General features: G+C 33.9%; 16 protein-coding genes and 1 pseudogene. 11 read left to right on the forward strand and 6 right to left on the reverse strand.

Translation table 11 applies throughout. The features are described 5' to 3' along the window. Positions 1–838 precede the first annotated feature (838 nt). The 4 genes from dnaA to plsY all read left to right on the forward strand — a co-directional run bounded on the left by dnaA (position 839) and on the right by plsY (position 6,355). Positions 839–2,131, forward strand: coding sequence for a chromosomal replication initiator protein DnaA (gene dnaA, locus MRZ19_RS02280; protein WP_291030027.1), 1,293 nt, complete (start codon positions 839–841; stop codon positions 2,129–2,131). A 176-nt stretch (positions 2,132–2,307) separates the two neighbouring features. Further along, the gene (gene dnaN / locus MRZ19_RS02285; RefSeq protein ID WP_291029907.1) at positions 2,308–3,375 is read left to right on the forward strand and encodes a DNA polymerase III subunit beta; all 1,068 of its coding nucleotides are present in this window, start codon (positions 2,308–2,310) and stop codon (positions 3,373–3,375) included. An 8-nt stretch (positions 3,376–3,383) separates the two neighbouring features. Then, positions 3,384–5,696: a DNA topoisomerase (ATP-hydrolyzing) subunit B gene (gene gyrB / locus MRZ19_RS02290; RefSeq protein WP_291029909.1), complete on the forward strand. Its 2,313-nt coding sequence runs from the start codon at positions 3,384–3,386 to the stop codon at positions 5,694–5,696. 11 nt (positions 5,697–5,707) lie between these two features. Beyond that, complete coding sequence (gene plsY, locus MRZ19_RS02295; protein WP_291029911.1) at positions 5,708–6,355, forward strand: glycerol-3-phosphate 1-O-acyltransferase PlsY; 648 nt, start codon at positions 5,708–5,710, stop codon at positions 6,353–6,355. Here the strand turns inward: plsY and MRZ19_RS08530 are convergent. Further along, positions 6,352–6,571: pseudogene (locus tag MRZ19_RS08530) on the reverse strand (NAD(P)H-dependent oxidoreductase). The gene plsY and the pseudogene MRZ19_RS08530 overlap by 4 nt on opposite strands. A gap of 219 nt (positions 6,572–6,790) precedes the next feature. Continuing rightward, on the reverse strand, positions 6,791–6,994 hold the full coding sequence (locus tag MRZ19_RS02300; protein ID WP_291029913.1) for an XRE family transcriptional regulator: 204 nt from the start codon (positions 6,992–6,994) through the stop codon (positions 6,791–6,793). 116 nt (positions 6,995–7,110) lie between these two features. On the opposite strand from MRZ19_RS02300, the gene MRZ19_RS02305 reads away from it, so the two are divergent. The 3 genes from MRZ19_RS02305 (at position 7,111) to cmoB (ending at position 8,945) form a co-directional block, all read left to right on the forward strand. Continuing rightward, positions 7,111–7,704, forward strand: coding sequence for an outer membrane beta-barrel protein (locus tag MRZ19_RS02305; protein WP_291030029.1), 594 nt, complete (start codon positions 7,111–7,113; stop codon positions 7,702–7,704). Between the two features lie 117 nt (positions 7,705–7,821). Continuing rightward, entirely contained in the window at positions 7,822–8,031 is a 210-nt protein-coding gene (locus MRZ19_RS02310) for a hypothetical protein (protein ID WP_291029915.1), read from the forward strand. Next, positions 8,031–8,945 carry a tRNA 5-methoxyuridine(34)/uridine 5-oxyacetic acid(34) synthase CmoB gene (cmoB, locus tag MRZ19_RS02315; protein WP_291029917.1) on the forward strand — a complete coding sequence of 305 codons (915 nt, stop codon included), beginning with the start codon at positions 8,031–8,033 and terminating at the stop codon, positions 8,943–8,945. The genes MRZ19_RS02310 and cmoB overlap by 1 nt, the downstream gene beginning before the upstream one ends. A 1-nt stretch (position 8,946) precedes the next feature. Here cmoB and MRZ19_RS02320 read toward each other — a convergent pair whose 3' ends face one another. From MRZ19_RS02320 to argB, 4 genes are all read right to left on the reverse strand, one after another. Then, positions 8,947–9,870 (reverse strand): ABC transporter ATP-binding protein, encoded by a 924-nt coding sequence (locus MRZ19_RS02320; protein WP_291030031.1) that lies wholly within the window; start codon positions 9,868–9,870, stop codon positions 8,947–8,949. Next, a complete protein-coding gene (locus tag MRZ19_RS02325) occupies positions 9,857–11,458 on the reverse strand; it encodes an iron ABC transporter permease (protein ID WP_291029919.1) in 1,602 nt (533 codons plus the stop codon). Before MRZ19_RS02325 ends, MRZ19_RS02320 begins: the two co-directional genes overlap by 14 nt. Beyond that, positions 11,455–12,462: a Fe(3+) ABC transporter substrate-binding protein gene (locus MRZ19_RS02330; RefSeq protein WP_291029921.1), complete on the reverse strand. Its 1,008-nt coding sequence runs from the start codon at positions 12,460–12,462 to the stop codon at positions 11,455–11,457. The genes MRZ19_RS02325 and MRZ19_RS02330 overlap by 4 nt, the downstream gene beginning before the upstream one ends. Positions 12,463–12,574: 112 nt before the next feature. Further along, positions 12,575–13,429, reverse strand: coding sequence for an acetylglutamate kinase (gene argB, locus MRZ19_RS02335; protein WP_291029923.1), 855 nt, complete (start codon positions 13,427–13,429; stop codon positions 12,575–12,577). A 56-nt stretch (positions 13,430–13,485) separates the two neighbouring features. On the opposite strand from argB, the gene MRZ19_RS02340 reads away from it, so the two are divergent. The 4 genes from MRZ19_RS02340 (at position 13,486) to MRZ19_RS02355 (ending at position 17,160) form a co-directional block, all read left to right on the forward strand. Beyond that, positions 13,486–14,445 carry a D-2-hydroxyacid dehydrogenase gene (locus tag MRZ19_RS02340; RefSeq protein WP_291029925.1) on the forward strand — a complete coding sequence of 320 codons (960 nt, stop codon included), beginning with the start codon at positions 13,486–13,488 and terminating at the stop codon, positions 14,443–14,445. 178 nt (positions 14,446–14,623) lie between these two features. Further along, the gene (gene rpsB, locus MRZ19_RS02345; protein ID WP_291029927.1) at positions 14,624–15,436 is read left to right on the forward strand and encodes a 30S ribosomal protein S2; all 813 of its coding nucleotides are present in this window, start codon (positions 14,624–14,626) and stop codon (positions 15,434–15,436) included. 9 nt (positions 15,437–15,445) lie between these two features. Then, positions 15,446–16,513: a translation elongation factor Ts gene (tsf, locus tag MRZ19_RS02350; protein WP_291029929.1), complete on the forward strand. Its 1,068-nt coding sequence runs from the start codon at positions 15,446–15,448 to the stop codon at positions 16,511–16,513. An 8-nt stretch (positions 16,514–16,521) separates the two neighbouring features. Next, positions 16,522–17,160 (forward strand): ATP-binding cassette domain-containing protein, encoded by a 639-nt coding sequence (locus tag MRZ19_RS02355; RefSeq protein WP_291029931.1) that lies wholly within the window; start codon positions 16,522–16,524, stop codon positions 17,158–17,160. The last annotated feature ends 13 nt before the right edge of the window (positions 17,161–17,173 follow it).

Here is a 17,173-nt window from a genome sequence, read left to right on the forward strand (position 1 = left end):
TGGTAAAGTAGGACGGTGCGGAGATGAGAGTGTAATAGAATGTGTTAAAAGAGATTCTTTCTTGTGTGCTACATTTACTAATCTTTGTTCTTACTTTATTCTTGTCTTTTAGAATTGTATTATTTTTATAGGGTTAAAAAAAGAAATTAAAATCCAAAGTTAATCAAGGCAATTATTAATTGTTATGAGATTTAAGATTGCAGCAGTATGTTTGAGGCTGTAAATTTAATTTTAAGGTTACTAGAATAAGGAGCACAATTTATTTTTTTAAAACAATTGGAGTGGTGGTTTGTAAGATGGGAAGGAATCCTTTAGGTAACTTTTTAAAAAACTACTATTAGACTTTATATAGGACTGAAAGGTAAAAAATGAGTGACTCTGTATAATTAAGTACAGATTTTTTAAGAAAGTTAAAATGCTTTATGAAGTTTTTAGAAATGAAAATCCAACCTTAGAATCATTTCATTTTCATCTACATATTTAAGGTTTAAAACATCACAAAATGCCCTTAAATGGCTTCTAAATGCTTAGTAAAAGGGAGCTTGAAGCATTTCACAAATCTATCACAAAAGTCCATTGATTATAAAGGTTTTGGGTGTAATGGTTAATAAAAGTGCTTAAAATAGGGGCTTAAGAGAAGCTACCTATAAAAAGCGTAAGGGCAATAGTTTTAAAGATTATGAGCCATTAAAGGCTTTGTAAATGCGTATTAAAGGGGTATAAAAAGGTTTTCAAAAAAAGAGCAAAGTTTTAAAAATTTAATATTGAATTAATATAAAAATTTATAGAATAATTTTAAGTAAATTTAGATTCTTAATAAATAACTTTGGTAGGTCTCTTGCATTCTGTGCTTTTACAATTAAAAAATGAACTTACACCTTTTGAATTTGATAACTATATCAGTCAGTTATCCTATAATGAAAAATATTCCCGTGATGATAGAATCGTATTAAATGCACCCAATATTTTTATAGTAAGTTGGATAAAAACAAAATATGCTAATAAAATTGCATATCTTTTTGAGACGCATAGTGGTTTTAAACCCGAAGTCATTATAGAAGTATCAAATCCTAACAAAAAGAAAGAAAACAAGCCCAATATTCGCAAACAAAATTCTGCTTCAAATCTCAATCCTTCATTTACCTTTGCTTCTTTTGTAGTAGGTAATTCTAATACTTTTGCCTTTAATGTTGCAAAAACGGTGGCACAAAACCAAAGTACAAGTTATAATCCTTTAGTCATTTATGGAAACACTGGACTTGGTAAAACGCATTTATTAAACGCAATTGGCAATGCAAATGTCAGCGTAGGAAAAAATGTCATTTACACTACAAGTGAACAATTTTTAAATGACTTTTTATTACACATCCGCAATAACACAATGGAACGATTCCGTCAAAAATACCGCGCTTGTGATTATTTGCTCATTGATGATATTCAATTCCTAAGTGGTAAAGATCAAATTCAAGAAGAATTTTTCCACACCTTTAATGAACTTAAAGAAAATAATAAGCAAATCGTGCTAACTTCTGACCGCCCCCCAAAAAATATGAATGGTTTAGAAGAACGCTTAAAAACACGCTTTACCTCCGGACTTCTAGCAGATATTCAACCTCCAGAATTAGAAACTAAAATTAACATTATCCGCGCAAAATGTGAATTAGATGGAATCCATTTAAACGATTCCATCACTAATTTTATTGCAGCAAACATTAATGATAACATCCGTGAAATTGAAGGTGTTTTGGTAAAACTCAACTTCTCAATGAATGTTACAAATATCCAAGAAATTAGTCTTGATTTTGTTAAAGATATTTTAAAAGAATACATTAAAGAATCTAAAGAAAGCGTAGATATGGATTCTATCATTGAAACTGTTTCAAAATACTATAATCTTAAACCTTCAGATATTAAAGGTAGAAGCCGCTCTAAAAACATTGTAACAGCGCGTAAAATTGTAATTTATTTAGCACGCACGCTTACACCAAATTCAATGCCCTACCTTGCAAATTACTTTGGAATGAAAGACCATAGCACAGTGAGCAAAGCAATGAAAAGCATCCAAAATGAAATTAACGAAAATCAAAACTTTAAAACCATTATTGAAGAAATCAAAAATAAAATAAAGTAATTTCTTTAAACACGACACAAACAAACTTTTGCTAAAATTGTGCATTAATGTGAAATATCCAAATAACATTTACACACAATAAAAACCCTAATTTTAGAAGCTTGTAGAAGTTATTCAACAATTCAACCCCCCTACTAATACTTCTAAAATTTAAAAATAATAAAAGGAGATTGCATATGAACATTACAATTCCAAATAGTATCTTAGATAATGTATTCACATCTTTACAACCTTTCTTAGATAAAAAAGATTCCAGTCAAATCACTTCTCACATTTACTTAGAAACTAAAAATAATCAACTCATTGCAAAAGCAACAGACTTTGAAATGGGACTTTACACCATTACAGATTGCACAGATATTAAAGAAGAAGGTATTGCAACAGTTAATGGAAAACAAATCCTAGATATTATTAAACGCTTAAAAGAAGGAGAAATCAATCTTTACACAAATAATGAAAATCTCCACATTAAACAAAACAAAAGTTCCTTTAAACTCCCAATGTTCAATGCACAAGAATTTCCAAGCTTTCCAGAATTTGAAAATCTACCTAAATTAGAAATCAATTCCTTAGAACTTATTACTTCAATGAAAAAAATTTTTCCTGTTATTGATATAAATAATCAAAGAAGAGAATTAAACGGCGCACTTTTAGACATTAAAGAATATTCTTATAATTTTATTGCCACAGACACTAAGCGTTTAGCAATGATTAAATTTGACAAACCCTCAGGCAAAAATCTCTCTCTAATTTTCCCAAGAAAAGCAATCACAGAAATCCAAAGATTATTTTTTGACAATGTAGAACTATTTTATAGCACAAAAAATGTCATCATTAAATCTCAAAATTATGTTTTCTTCTCCCATCTCATTAATGGAAAATTCCCAGATTATGAAAAGATTCTGCCAAAAGATATGCAAATAGAATTAAACATTTCAAAAGCAAGTATCATTGAAGGGATTAAAGTCATTAATTCTGTAACAAATGACATTAAAATGACTTTTAAAGCACAAGAAATTTTATTTGAATCCTTAAGTCAAGATAATTCTGAAGCAAAAACACAAATAGAAATTGAATTACCCATTAATGAAGAAATAGAAATTGGTATAAATTCCCGCCATGTTTTGGACTTTTTAACACAGATTCACACAGCTACTTTCACTTGGATATTAAATGGTAAAAATCAACCCTTTATTCTAAAGAGTGAAAACTTTTCCACAGTTATTATGCCAATTATACTTTAAGGGACTCTATGGAAGATTTAGAATACACAAGCCAAAGTATTAAGGTTTTAAAGGGCTTAGAAGCGGTTAGAAAACGCCCAGGAATGTATATTGGTGATACAAGCACAAATGGCTTACACCATTTAATTTATGAAGTTGTGGATAATTGTATTGATGAAGCAATGGCAGGATATTGCACTAAAATTGATGTGATTTTAACAAAAGATGGGGGAGCAAAGATTACAGATAATGGACGCGGAATCCCTGTTGATATCCACCCCACAGAAAATATCCCTGCAGCAACGGTTGCACTAACCATTCTACACGCAGGGGGTAAGTTTGATCAAAAGACTTATTCAGGGGGCTTACACGGCGTTGGTGTTTCTGTTGTTAATGCACTCTCCACAATGCTACAAATGACAATTTATAAGCATAATAAAATCTATCGCCAAGATTTTTCAAAAGGGATTCCACAAAATGACTTAGAAGTTATCGGTGAAACAAAAGAAAATGGAACAACCATTGAGTTTATCCCAGATTCTAGCATTTTTGAAGTGGTAGAGTTTGACAAAGAAATTTTAAAAAAACGCTTCAAAGAACTTGCATATCTTAATCATCAAATTACAATTCATTTTACTGATGAACGCGATGGATTTAGCGAAATTTATCATTTTGAAGGGGGTTTATCACAATTCATCACAGATATTAATAAAAAGCCAGCCCTTGTAAGCATTTTAAGTTTTGAAGGCAAAGATGAAGATGTAGAAGTTGAGATTGCCCTAACTTACAATGAAGGCTTTGATGAAAAAGTTTTAAGTTTTGTTAATAACATTAATACAAGTGAAGGTGGGACGCACGAAGCAGGCTTTAGAGCAGGGCTTACAAGAACAATTATGAATTACATTGAAGCCAATGCTAATGCTAGAGAAAAGGATTCCAAAATTACAGGCGATGATATTAGAGAAGGGCTTGTTGCGATTGTTTCAATTAGAGTGATTGACCCACAATTTGTAGGACAAACTAAGGGCAAGCTTGGAAGCACCTTTGTAAAACCCATTGTCCAAAAACTCACCCATGAAAAGATTTCAAAATATTTTGAAGAAAATCCTAATGAAGCAAAGGCAATTATGCAAAAAGCTTTGCTTGCAGCAAGGGGCAGAGAAGCGGCAAAAAAAGCAAGGGAACTTACGCGTAAAAAGGAATCCTTTAGTGTAGGAACACTCCCGGGAAAACTTGCAGATTGTCAAAGCAAAGATCCTAGCATTAGTGAGATTTACTTAGTAGAAGGGGATTCTGCAGGGGGTTCAGCAAAGCAAGGGAGAGATAGAGTGTATCAAGCAATTTTACCTTTGCGGGGGAAAATTTTAAATGTGGAAAAATCGCGCCTTGATAAAATTTTAAAAAGTGAAGAAATTAAAAACCTTATCACCGCGCTTGGTTGTGGGATTGGCGAAGAGTTTGATATCCAAAAAGCAAGGTATAATAAAATCATCATAATGACAGACGCTGATGTTGATGGTAGCCATATCCAAACTCTTTTAATGACTTTCTTTTTCCGTTATTTAAAGGGTATTATTGAAGCAGGATACTTATACATAGCCCAGCCGCCACTTTATCGTTTTAAAAAGGGCAAAAAAGAGATTTATCTAAAAGATGAAAAGGCTTTGAGTGAATATTTAATTGAAAATGGGATTGAAAATTTTGCATTTAGTGGAATTGGAAATAAAGATTTAATGGAATTTTTCAAAATCACAGCGCATTATCGCACAATATTGCAAAATCTTAAAAAACGCTTTTCACTCATTGAAATTGTGAAGTTTTTGATTGAAAATCCCGATGTTATTGCACTTCAAAATGATGCTTTAAATCAAATCATTAAAGAACAAATCACAGCATTAAATTTTAATATTTTAAATCAAACCATTGATGAAGAAAAAATTCATTTGTATGTGCAAACGGATTCTGGTTTAGTGGATATTAAAATTGATGATGAACTCTTTGCTCATCCGCTTTTTGAAGAAGCGCGTTATGTGTATAGAAAAATGCAAGAGAGAGATTTTTCATTTTTAGAGGGTGAAGATCCTATTGCAATGTTAGAAAAGATTGAAGAGAGTAGTAAAAAAGGGGCGTATATCCAACGCTATAAAGGTTTGGGGGAAATGAACCCTGAACAATTATGGGAAACAACGATGACTCCAGAAAATCGCCGTTTAATTCGCGTAGAAATTAAAGATGATAGCACTGCTAGTGATGTCTTTTCTCTTTTTATGGGTGATGAAGTAGAACCACGCCGTGAGTATATTCAAGCGCACGCAAAAGATGTGAAGCATTTAGATATATAGTTAGGATTATAATGTATTTTTTATCAGGTATTATTGACTTTTTTACTAGTATTAATGGAATCTTTTATGTCTTAGCGTATTTAGTAGGTGGAATCCCTTTTGGGTTATTGTATGGAAAATATCTAGGCGGTGTGGATATTAGAAAAGTAGGGAGTGGAAGCATAGGGGCTACTAATGTTTTGCGTGCGTTAAAACAAAGCAATCCAAAGCTTGCAAAAAAAGTTGCGATTCTTACAATGTTAAGTGATGCACTAAAAGGTGCACTAGTGATTGGAATTGCAAAGCTTGTAGGGCTTAGTTATGAAGCACAATGGATGCTTGCGTTTTTGTCTGTGCTTGGGCATTGCTTTAGCTTATTTTTGAAACTTGAAGGGGGCAAGGGCGTGGCAACAACGGTTGGTGTGATTGCCGTGTTTTTACCCATTGAAGCAGTTTTAGGCTTAATAGTATGGTTTTTAGTGGGGAGGTTTTTAAAAATCTCTTCTCTTGCATCTTTGTTAGGGTTGCTTGTAGGGATAGCTTCTAGCTTCATCCTTCACCCAGAGATTCCACATATTAGCACGCACACGCCTTTGGTTTTAATCGCTGTGATTGTGATTTACAAGCATATTCCAAATATTGTGCGCTTAATCCAAAAGAAAGAAGAAAAAGTTATTTAATTTTTGTTTAAGTGTAATAAATACTCTTTTGTAGGGAGTTTTTCAGCATTAGCATTGTCAATACAATAAGTTGGCAGAATCTTACAACCTAAATAAGCAAAAGAATGATAAATGGGGGAAAGTAGAGTTTCAAGGCTATATCCGTGATGTCCATCATAACTTTTCTCATCGCCGCCAGCAGTGGTGATAATGCTAAATTGCTTGCCATTCTTTCATTAAACTTGGTGTGCTAAACCAAAATAGCGGAAACTGAAAAAGGATTCTAGCAATGCTTTATTGACTTTAGAATCCTTAAAAAATGTGTGTGAAAAAAGTAATAGCATTTTCATAAAAACTCCATAAAATAGAATGCACTTGAATTGTAGCACAGCTTTAAATGTAAGTGATAAAATCTTTATAAATGAATGTCTTTAAAAAATTCTGTAATATCTACCTCTAAAATAGAAGCAATTTGTAATAAATGTTCAATATTAAATGCGCTCCTTTTAATCCAATTTCAGCAAAGCTAACTAAACTTACAGAGTTATGCCCCATTTCTAAAGAGAGTTTGAGTTGGGAATATTTCTTTTCTTTGCGAATTTTTGCAACATTTTTGCCGATGATTTTATGGATTTCTTTGATTTGCGCATCACTTAGCAAATTTTACCTTATTGATATAAGTTGAAAAAATATTTTAAAAAATATAGAATCTGCATTCAACTTATGATAATAATTTAATTCAATAAAAAGGAGTTAGTGATGCAACTAATGAAAAAATTTTAGGCGTAGGGCTTAGCCTTGTAGCTTCAGTAGCACTTGCAAATGAAAGCGGAGCATTTGTGGGGATAGAAGGTGGAATGATAAATAGTAAGTTTAAAGGAGATGATATTTCTTTAAAAGATAATGTGCCAGCATTTGGAATCAAAATGGGATATAGATTCACTCCAAACTTTAGAACCTATGGTGCATACAATTATGTAACAAAGGCTAAAGGCAATTATGGGTATGTAAATAATTATGGCGAATGGATAGAGGAAGCAGAAATTAATGTGCATAAGTTTTTAGTGGGTTTTGATATTACCCCAGAAATTGCTACAAACACTAGAGCTGTTGTGGGTGTTTATGGTGGGGTTGCTATTGCTAATTTTGATGTTACAGGAGTTACAACTGATGTGCAATATATTAGCACAATATCTGCTTCAGGAAGTCATTTTATCTATGGCGCAAAACTTGGTGCGTTGTATGAAATTGGAGCAGGTGAGATTGAAGTGGGATTTAAAGCAGATCAAGTATCGTATAAAGTAGAAGATGCAGGAAAGCTTAAACAAACAAATTTAGGGCTATACATCGGCTATAACTACAAATTCTAATTCTAATTCTAATTTTAATCTCCTTAAAATTGAGTTGGAATCCTTTTTGGATTCCAACTTTAAGCAGTTTCTTTTGCTTCACATTATACACTTCCACATAAAATTATAAGGCAAAAAATGTGGATTAAAACAAGTCTTTTTTCTCTTTTTATCGCTATTGGCTTTAGTGGTTGCTTTTATCAAAATGCTTGTGGAATTTCTAATTCTTATTGGGATGAAAAACGCTATTATTACGATGCAGAGGGCAAATACCACGAAGTGTGTCCAGATAATATCATTTATAAAGATAAAGTTTTAAAACAGCAGCAAGAACAAGAAGTTTGGTGATGCTAAAGCAAGCAAGAATTACACGCAATCGCTCCTTAACCTTTAAACACATTTTGCCTTTACAAAAAAAGTTGGAATCTTTAAATACGATTCCAATGTCTGAATTAACAGACATTAAAATTTTTTATAAAAATAGTATTGCAATAGAGATTCCACACATTAGCACAGAATCTTTTGAATTAGTTTGTGAAGTGGCTAGGGCATTGATTCCTTGGCGCAAAGGTCCTTTTAAAATCAATGGTTTAGAAATCCTTAGTGAGTGGAATAGCGCGATAAAGTATAATTTGCTAGAACCACATTTGGATTTAAAGGATAAAATGATTGGTGATATAGGCTGTAACAATGGCTATTATATGTTTAGAATGCTAGCGCAAAATCCTAAAGCTTGTGTAGGCTTTGATCCTATGCCTTTATGCTTTTTGCAATATCAGTTTTTGCAGTTTTTTGCTAAGGAAGTGCGTTTAAACTTTGAACTTTTAGGGATTGAGGAGCTAGGTTTTTTTACAAATTCTTTTGATGTAATGCTTTGCCTTGGCGTGCTATATCACAGAAAAAGCCCGTTAGATTCCATAAAGTTAGTGTATGACGCTCTTAAAAAGGGTGGTGAAGTGGTGTTTGATAGTCTTATTCTTGAAGGGGATGGTGAAATTGCACTCTGCCCAAAGGAGCGTTATGCAAAAATGCCTAATGTGTATTTTATCCCTACTCTTAAGACTTTTACAAATTGGCTAGAATCTTGTGGATTTAAGGAGGTTTTACATATTACAACTTTAAAAACCACTTTTGATGAGCAGAGAAAAACACAATGGAGTAGTAAGGAATCGCTAGAAGACTTTTTAGATTCCACAGGGGAGAGAACGCTTGAGGGCTATCCTGCTCCAAGGAGAGCGTATTTAAAAGCGAGAAAAATTTGAATCATTCTCCATTAAAGTTAATGGGCTGAAAATAAACTTTTTCTTTTATGATGTGGCTTGAACTTACTAGCATAAAAAATAAAATGTTTTTATAATTTAATTTTAAACGATAAAAAGCACCTAAAAATTCTTTTTCTACAACAACTGCTTCAAATTTTCCATTAAGCTCTATTTCTGTGTAACCAAAGATTCCGCCTTTAGAATTTATCCAAGCTAGGAATGTATCCTTTAAATCAAGTGCTTCTTCTACAATGTTTAAGTTGGGCAATATCTTTGCACTCATTTTATTTTTAGGATGAAAATAAAGATCTTCTGGAGTGTTATAATCTATGATTTTTCCCTTTTCTAATAATGCAATTTTATCTGACATACAATAGGCATCTTCTATATCGTGTGTTACCATAATGGCGGATATGCCTTGATTTTTAATGAGTTTTTTTAACTCCATTCTTAATTCACTTTTTAATCCTTGATCTAGGTTAGAAAAAGGTTCATCTAAAAGTAATAACTCACAACCCCTAGACATAGCTCTTGCAAAAGCTACTCTTTGAGCCTGTCCGCCAGAAATTTGACTAATATTTTTTAATTTTAAACTTTCAATTTCAAAAGTTTGTAATAATTCTTGTAAGCACTTTTTTTGCTCTTGTTTTGGAAAATCGTGCAGGGCAAAAAGAATGTTTTGCTCCACATTAAGATGCGGAAATAAAGCATAATTTTGGAACATCATAGAAACTTTTTTAGGGCATTTAAAATCATCGCATTCATAAACTTCTTCTAAACCCGCAATAATGCGCAATAGTGTGCTTTTTCCACTACCACTCCCCCCTAGAATGCTTAAAATTTCTCCCTTTTTTAAATCTAAGCATAAATTATTTAGGACATTATTAGTTCCAAAACTCTTTTTTAAATTTCTAAGTTGTAACATCATTTTTCCTTGTAAAAATCATAAGTGCTAATAGCGATAAAAGCACAATTAAAAGTGAGGGTAAGGCAGCATCATAAATGCGTTCATCTGTTGCATACCAAAAAGCTTTAACACTGAGTGTTTCAAACCCAAAGGGTGCTAGGATGCGACTTAATGGAAGTTCTTTGACAATATCAATGAATGCAACAATAAATGCTAAGAGTAAAAAATGTTTTAATAAAGGCAAATGCACTTTAGAAAATAGATTCCAATAACTTACCTTTAAATGTAAGCTTGCTTCATCTATGCAATGATGGATTTTTGTGTAACCGCTTTCTAAAGAGTAAATTGCTGTGGCTAAAAAGCGTATGATATAAGCAAAAACAAGGACAACTAAACTTTGCCCAAAGAGAGAAGTCCCACTGATTTTGTCTAAAAATATAAAAGCAATCATTATGCTAATACCAATAGCTGCTCCGGGTATTGCATACCCTAGAGAGCTTGTTTTTAAAATAAAAATGGCTAAAAGATTATTTTTTACAATTCTTGCTATAAAGCTTAAAAATAAAGCTAGTGCAACAATGATTAATGCGCTTAAGAAAGCTAGTGCAAGTGTTTTAAATGCTATGATATAAAATTCACTTTGTAAGAGTTTTTCGTCTTTTAATGCCCAAAATATTAGCCAAATAAAAGGTATTATAAAACCAACAGCTGCAATGATTAAGCAATATAGGCTTGCAAAAATTTGTTGGATACGGCTTAATCTCCTTTTGGGTAGAGAATGTGTTAAATTTTGGTTGAAACTATATTTTTTTTTCATTTTATATTGGTATTCAATAAACATAAGTAAAAAAATAAATAGCATTAAAAAACCAGAGAGAACGCTTGCACTATAAGAATCGCTTAAGTCATACCAAAGCTTGAAAATCCCTGCTGAGAAAGTATCCATGCCTAGATAAGCTGAAGCACCATAATCACTTAAAGTTTCCATAACAATTAGCATAATGGAAGCTAAAATTGCAGGTCTAGCAATAAGCAGGGCAAATTTGCGGAAAAATTTAAATTCTGTATAATGCGAGATTTTTGCTAATTCATAGACTTCTTTTGCTTCGGTTTTAAAACTTGTTTTTGCAAAGAGATAAACATAAGGATATAAAGAAATGGCTAAGACAAAAATCACTCCATAAATATTGAAAAAATCAATCCTAATTCCAAAGGTATTATGAAAAAATCCATTAAAATCCATAATTCCAACATAAACAAATGCCAAAATATAAGCAGGGATTGCTAAGGGAAGAATTAAAATATTTTCTAAGACTTTGGAAAAATAAAAGTTAAAATTCGCAATTAAATAAGCTGTTGTTAATCCTAAAAATAAGCTTAAGATTACAACACCAATTGTAACAATAAAGGTATCTTTAACAAATTTCAAAAATAAATAATTAAAAAAATGCGCCAAATTTTCTTTAATGGTTACAATTTCAGTTAAATTTTGGGAATTGAAACTTTGAATCAGAATGTAAAAAAGTTCTATAAAGATGCTAATAACAGGTAGAAGCATAAAAAGGGCAAGTAAAATTGCCCCTATTTTTAGTGCCTTTAAAGTCATCTAAAGCCGACTTCATCATAAATTTTTACCGCTTTTTTAACATTTTCAGCGATTTTACTTACAGGAATTTTGTCTTCTTTAAACTTTCCAAAATCCTTTACCGTTTGGCTCACTTCTACATCATTTCTTACAGGAAACTCAAAATTAGCATCTGTTAAGATTTTTTGAATCTCAGGAGTTAGCATAAATTCCATAAACTTTTGCGCCGCTTCTTTATTTTTACTAGAATTTGTCATTGCGATTCCACTTATGTTAATATGCGCCCCACGCCCATCTTGATTAGGGAAGATGATTCCAAGTGCGTTACCCACTTCTACATCTTTTTCATTCTTAGAATTTTTCAAAAGCCCGATGTAATAGGTGTTCATCACGGCAAACTTAGCCTCTCCTGCAAAAACCTGTCTAGCCTGATCTCTATCGCCTCCTTTTGGCGGTGTGGCAAGATTATCTAGTAAGCCTTTAGCCCATTCTTTTGCCTTTTTTTCTCCGTCGTTGGCTATGATAGATGCAAGTAGAGTCTTACTATAAGGTGCTGTTGCGCTACGCATTAAAACTTGCCCCTTAAACTCTGGCTTTGCTAAGTCTTCGTAGTTTTTCATACGGCTTATGTCAGTGTTTGCGTTTTTGTTGTAAGCGATGATTCTAGCGCGCTTTGTGATGGCAAACCACTGATTATCCTTATCCCTTAAATGCGCAGGGATGGTGTCATTAAGAAACTTAGACTTCACAGGGGCTAAAACGCCTGAATTCTTGGCTTCTGTTAGGTTTGAAACATCAGCAGTGATAAAAATATCAGCAGGAGAGTTTTTACCTTCAAGTTGGAGTCTTTTAATCAACTCTGAAGCATTTGCTTGCGTGTGTTTAACTTTGATTCCTGTTTGCTCCTCAAATCTTTTGATGATTTCAAAATCCCCGTCATAATGTCTAGTGGAGTAAATGTTTAGTTCATTTGCAAAAAGCATTGATGAACACAGCATAAGTGCGAATAAAAACAATTTTTTCATTGCGTTTCCTTTTTGGTTTTGATTATGATAAAGAATATTACTATTATTTTTTTAATAATAGCTTAATTATTAGTGTGATTTAATGGAGTTTGAGTATTTTAATGTTTAAGTATTATTCTGCTGTGAATTCTGTGCCAATTCCTGCACTTGTAAAAAGCTCTAAAAGTAAGGAATGTGGAATCCTACCATCAATGATGTGTGCTTTTTCTACACCATTTCTGACACAATCTAAACACGCTTGAACTTTAGGAAGCATTCCACCGCTAATTGTTCCGTTTGTATATAGTTCTTGTGTTTGTGCTATATTTAAGGATTCTATGATGTTGCCACTCTTATCTAGCACACCTTTAGTGTTTGTTAAAAAAATTGCCCTTTTAGCATTTGTGGCAATTGCAATAGCACTTGCAGCAGAATCCGCATTAATATTAAATCCCGGATGTCCTGCTTCCTCACCGCAAGCAATAGAAGCAATCACAGGAACAAAATTTTGTGCTAAGAGATTATTAATGACTTCGCCATTGGTTTGGGTAATCTCGCCGGTGTAACCATATTTTCCATTATCTTTTGGGATTGCTTGAAACAATGAAGCGTCCTTACCGCTAATGCCTAGCGCATTAACGCCGTGGAAATTTAAAAAGGCTGTGATTTCTTTATTAATCTCACCACTTAGCACCATTTCAACAATTTTTAGTGCATCAATGCTTGTTACGCGTAGTCCTTCTATAAACTCACTTTGAATTTTTAGTGCATCAAGGAGTTCATTAATGCGCTTCCCACCGCCGTGAATGATGATTGGCTTAATCCCTAACATATAAAGCATCACAATATCAATAGCAAATTGCTCTTTTAACTCAGGGTTAATTTGTGCAGCACCGCCGTATTTAATGACAATCTTTGAACCACGAAAAAAGCGGATATAAGGGAGTGCATCAAGGAGGATTGAAACGATTTTAGAAGGATTGTGCATTTTGTCTCTTTTATTTTGGTAAAATGGATTGAAATTATAACGCACAAGGATTGCAAATGCAAAATGGTAAGGAAAAAATTGTATTTTTAGATGGATTGAGTTTAGGCAAGAATACTTTAAAACAGCAATTAGAAATGTATAAAGAACGCTTTGAATATGTAGAATTTGGCATCACACAAGCAAGTTTGGTTTTAGAGCGCGCTAAGGGTGCTGCAATAGTGCTAACCAATAAAGTTGTGTTAAATAGGGAGATTTTAGAGATTTTAAAGGATTCTTTAAAGCTTGTGTGCATTACAGCAACAGGAATGGATAATGTGGATTTAGAGGCTGCTAGAGAGTTTGGAATCCTAGTGAAAAATGTTGCAGGGTATTCCACGCAAAGTGTGGCGCAACACACGCTAATGATGGTGCTTGCTCTTAGTGGAAAACTACCCTTTTATGATGCGTATTGCAAGAGTGGGGAATATGCTAGGAATCCTTTATTTGTGAATCTTTCTTACCCCTTGCATTTAATTGCAGGAAAAAAATGGGGGATTATAGGCTTAGGTAATATTGGGAAAAATGTTGCAAAGCTTGCAAGTGCCTTTGGTGCGGAAGTGAGTTATTATTCTACAAGCGGGAAAAACACCAATGCAGAATATCCCCATAAGGCTTTAGAAACATTGTTAAAGGAATCGCAAATTCTTTCTATCCACGCACCGCTTAATCCTAGCACACAAAACTTACTTAATGCGAGTAATTTAGGGCTTTTACAAGAGGGAGCAATTGTCATTAATGCTGGGCGTGGTGGAATCGTGAATGAAGAGGACTTAGCAAAAGAGCTAAAAAAGCGTGAAATTTATGCAGGCTTTGATGTGTTTGTTAAAGAACCTATGGCGCAAAATCACCCCTTGCTTGATAAAGAGATTGCAAACAAACTTGTGCTAACACCGCATAATGCGTGGGGCTATGAAGAGAGCAAAGAGATTTTAATAGAAGGGATCTTAAAAAACATTGCGGAGTTTATTAATGCTTAAACTTAAAAGTTGGATTCCAACTTTACATCTATTCTTTCTTTAAATTTAGCTAAACTTAAATAAACTTTCAGTAAAATCAAACCCTTTTATTTTATCAACTCACACACGCTAATCCTAGTTAGGTTGCGCATTGCGTTATGGAGCGTGGAGGGAAAACCAAAACACAATAGGAGAAATTATGGTAACAATGAAAGATCTTTTAGAATGTGGTGTGCATTTTGGACACCAAACAAGAAGATGGAATCCAAAAATGAAAAAATACATTTTTGGCGTAAGAAAAAATATTCATATTATTGATTTGCAAAAGACTTTGCGCTACTTCCGTTACACTTATAATATCGTGCGTGATGCAGCAGCAGAGGGCAAAACGATTCTTTTTGTAGGAACAAAAAAGCAAGCAAGTGAGACGCTAAAGCAATATGCAGAGAGTGTGGAAGCTCCGTATGTAAATTACCGTTGGCTTGGTGGAATGCTCACAAACTTTTCAACCATTAGAAAATCTATCCGCAAGCTTGAAATCATTGAAGAAATGGAATCTAGCGGGCAAATTGATCTTTTAACAAAGAAAGAAAAATTAATGATTTTGCGTAAAAAAGAGAAATTAACGCAATATCTTGGCGGTGTGCGCCACCTTAAAAAAGCCCCTGATATGATTTTTGTCATTGATGCAGCAAAGGAAAAAATTGCTGTTGCAGAGGCTAGAATACTTGGAATCCCTGTTGTTGCACCGCTTGATACAAATTGTGATCCAGATGCTGTGGATTATCCAATTCCGGGAAATGATGATGCGATTCGTTCTATTCAGCTTTTTTGCAAAGAAATGGCAGAAGCGATTACTGAAGGGCGTGCGATTGCTGGCGGTGAAGTTATTGCTAGTGAAGAAGCAGCACCAGCTAGTGAAGAAGAAAAACAAGAAGTGCTTGAAGAAGCAATGCGTGAAGAAATAATAAGTGAAGGAGACTTCACACAAAACGCTCAAAGTGCGGAATAAGGAGAATTTATGGCAGAAATTAGCGCGCAATTAGTAAAACAACTCCGCGAGATGACAGATGCGGGAATGATGGATTGTAAAAAAGCTCTTGTAGAAGTTGGTGGCGACTTAGAGAAAGCTGTTGAATATTTAAGAGAAAAGGGCTTAAGCAAAGCCGCTAAAAAGGCAGATAGGGTTGCAGCAGAGGGTGCAATTAGTGTTCAAGTTTCAAGCGATTTTAAAAAGGCAAGTATGGCAGAGATTAACTCTGAAACAGATTTTGTTGCAAAAAATGATGGCTTTAAAGAATTGAGCGCAAAAACCATTGCAATGGTGCAAGATTCCAATGTTTCAACTGCTGAAGAGTTGCATTCTTTAGATTTTGATGGGGCGAAGTTTGAAGAGTATCTAAAAACACAGATTGCAAAAATCGGCGAAAATATCGTTGTTAGAAGAATTGCAAAAGTGCAAGCACAAGGCAGTGGAATTGTGAATGCTTATGTGCATTCAAATGGGCGTGTTGGCGTGATTATCGCACTTAAATGCCAAAATGAAGAAAGCACTACAAAGCTAGCAGAACTTACAAAAAATCTTTGTATGCACGCCGCGGCAATGAAGCCAAAAGTGATTTCTTACCATTCTTTTGACAAAGACTTTGTGAATGCTGAAAAAACTGCGATTATTGCGGAGCTTGAGAAGGAAAATGAGGAGCTAAAAAGACTTGGCAAGCCCTTGCATAAGATTCCACAATACATTAGTCAGCTCGAGCTAACAGATGAGATTTTATCAAAGCAAGAAGAAGTCTTAAAAGCAGAGCTTAAAGCCCAAGGTAAGCCAGAGGCAATTTGGGATAAAATCCTTCCGGGTCAAATGGAGCGTTTTAAGGCAGATTCCACAATTTTAGATCAAAGATTAACGCTACTTGGGCAATTTTTCGTAATGGATGATAAAAAAACAATCGCACAAGTGCTAGCAGATAAATCAAAAGAACTCAGCGATTCTATTGAAGTGGTAGAATATGTGCGTTTTGAACTTGGTGAAGGCATTGAAAAGCAAGCTTGTAATTTCGCCGATGAAGTTGCAGCACAACTTGGCTAATATGGTTTATGTTGGTAGCTGAAAATCTCTCTTTTGGCTATGAACAGCCCATTTTAGAAAATGTTTCTTTGGAATTAGATGCTGGGGAAACGCTTTCTGTTATGGGGGTTAGTGGAAGTGGTAAAAGCACGCTTTTGCATATCCTATCAAGCTTTTTAAAGCCCCAGAGTGGTGAAGTTAGAATGCTTAATCATAACATTTACACGCTCCCTTCAAGCAAACTTCTCTCACTCCGTCGCAATGATATTGGAATCATTTTTCAATCCCATTATTTATTTTCTGGATTTAGTGCGCAAGAAAACCTAGAAGTTGCCACACTTTTAAGCGGAGAAAAGATTGATGAAGAGATTTTAAGTCTATTTGGAATCTCTAAGATTTTATCCCAAAGTGTAGGCACGCTAAGTGGCGGGCAACAACAACGCTTATCTATTGCTAGAGTCTTAACAAAGCGTCCTAAAATCATTTTTGCAGATGAGCCAACAGGAAATTTAGATAGAGAAACTGCATTTAGTGTGATGCAACTCCTTTTTGATTATGTGAAATTCACGCAATCCTTGCTGATTTTCGCAACGCACGATCCTATTTTAGCAAAAAAGGCAATGTATGCTTATAGACTTGAGAACACTGCGTTAAACACACTTAACTAAAGTTAAGATTTGG

Source organism: Helicobacter sp. (assembly GCF_022770205.1).
Classification (GTDB): Bacteria; Campylobacterota; Campylobacteria; order Campylobacterales; family Helicobacteraceae; genus Helicobacter_D.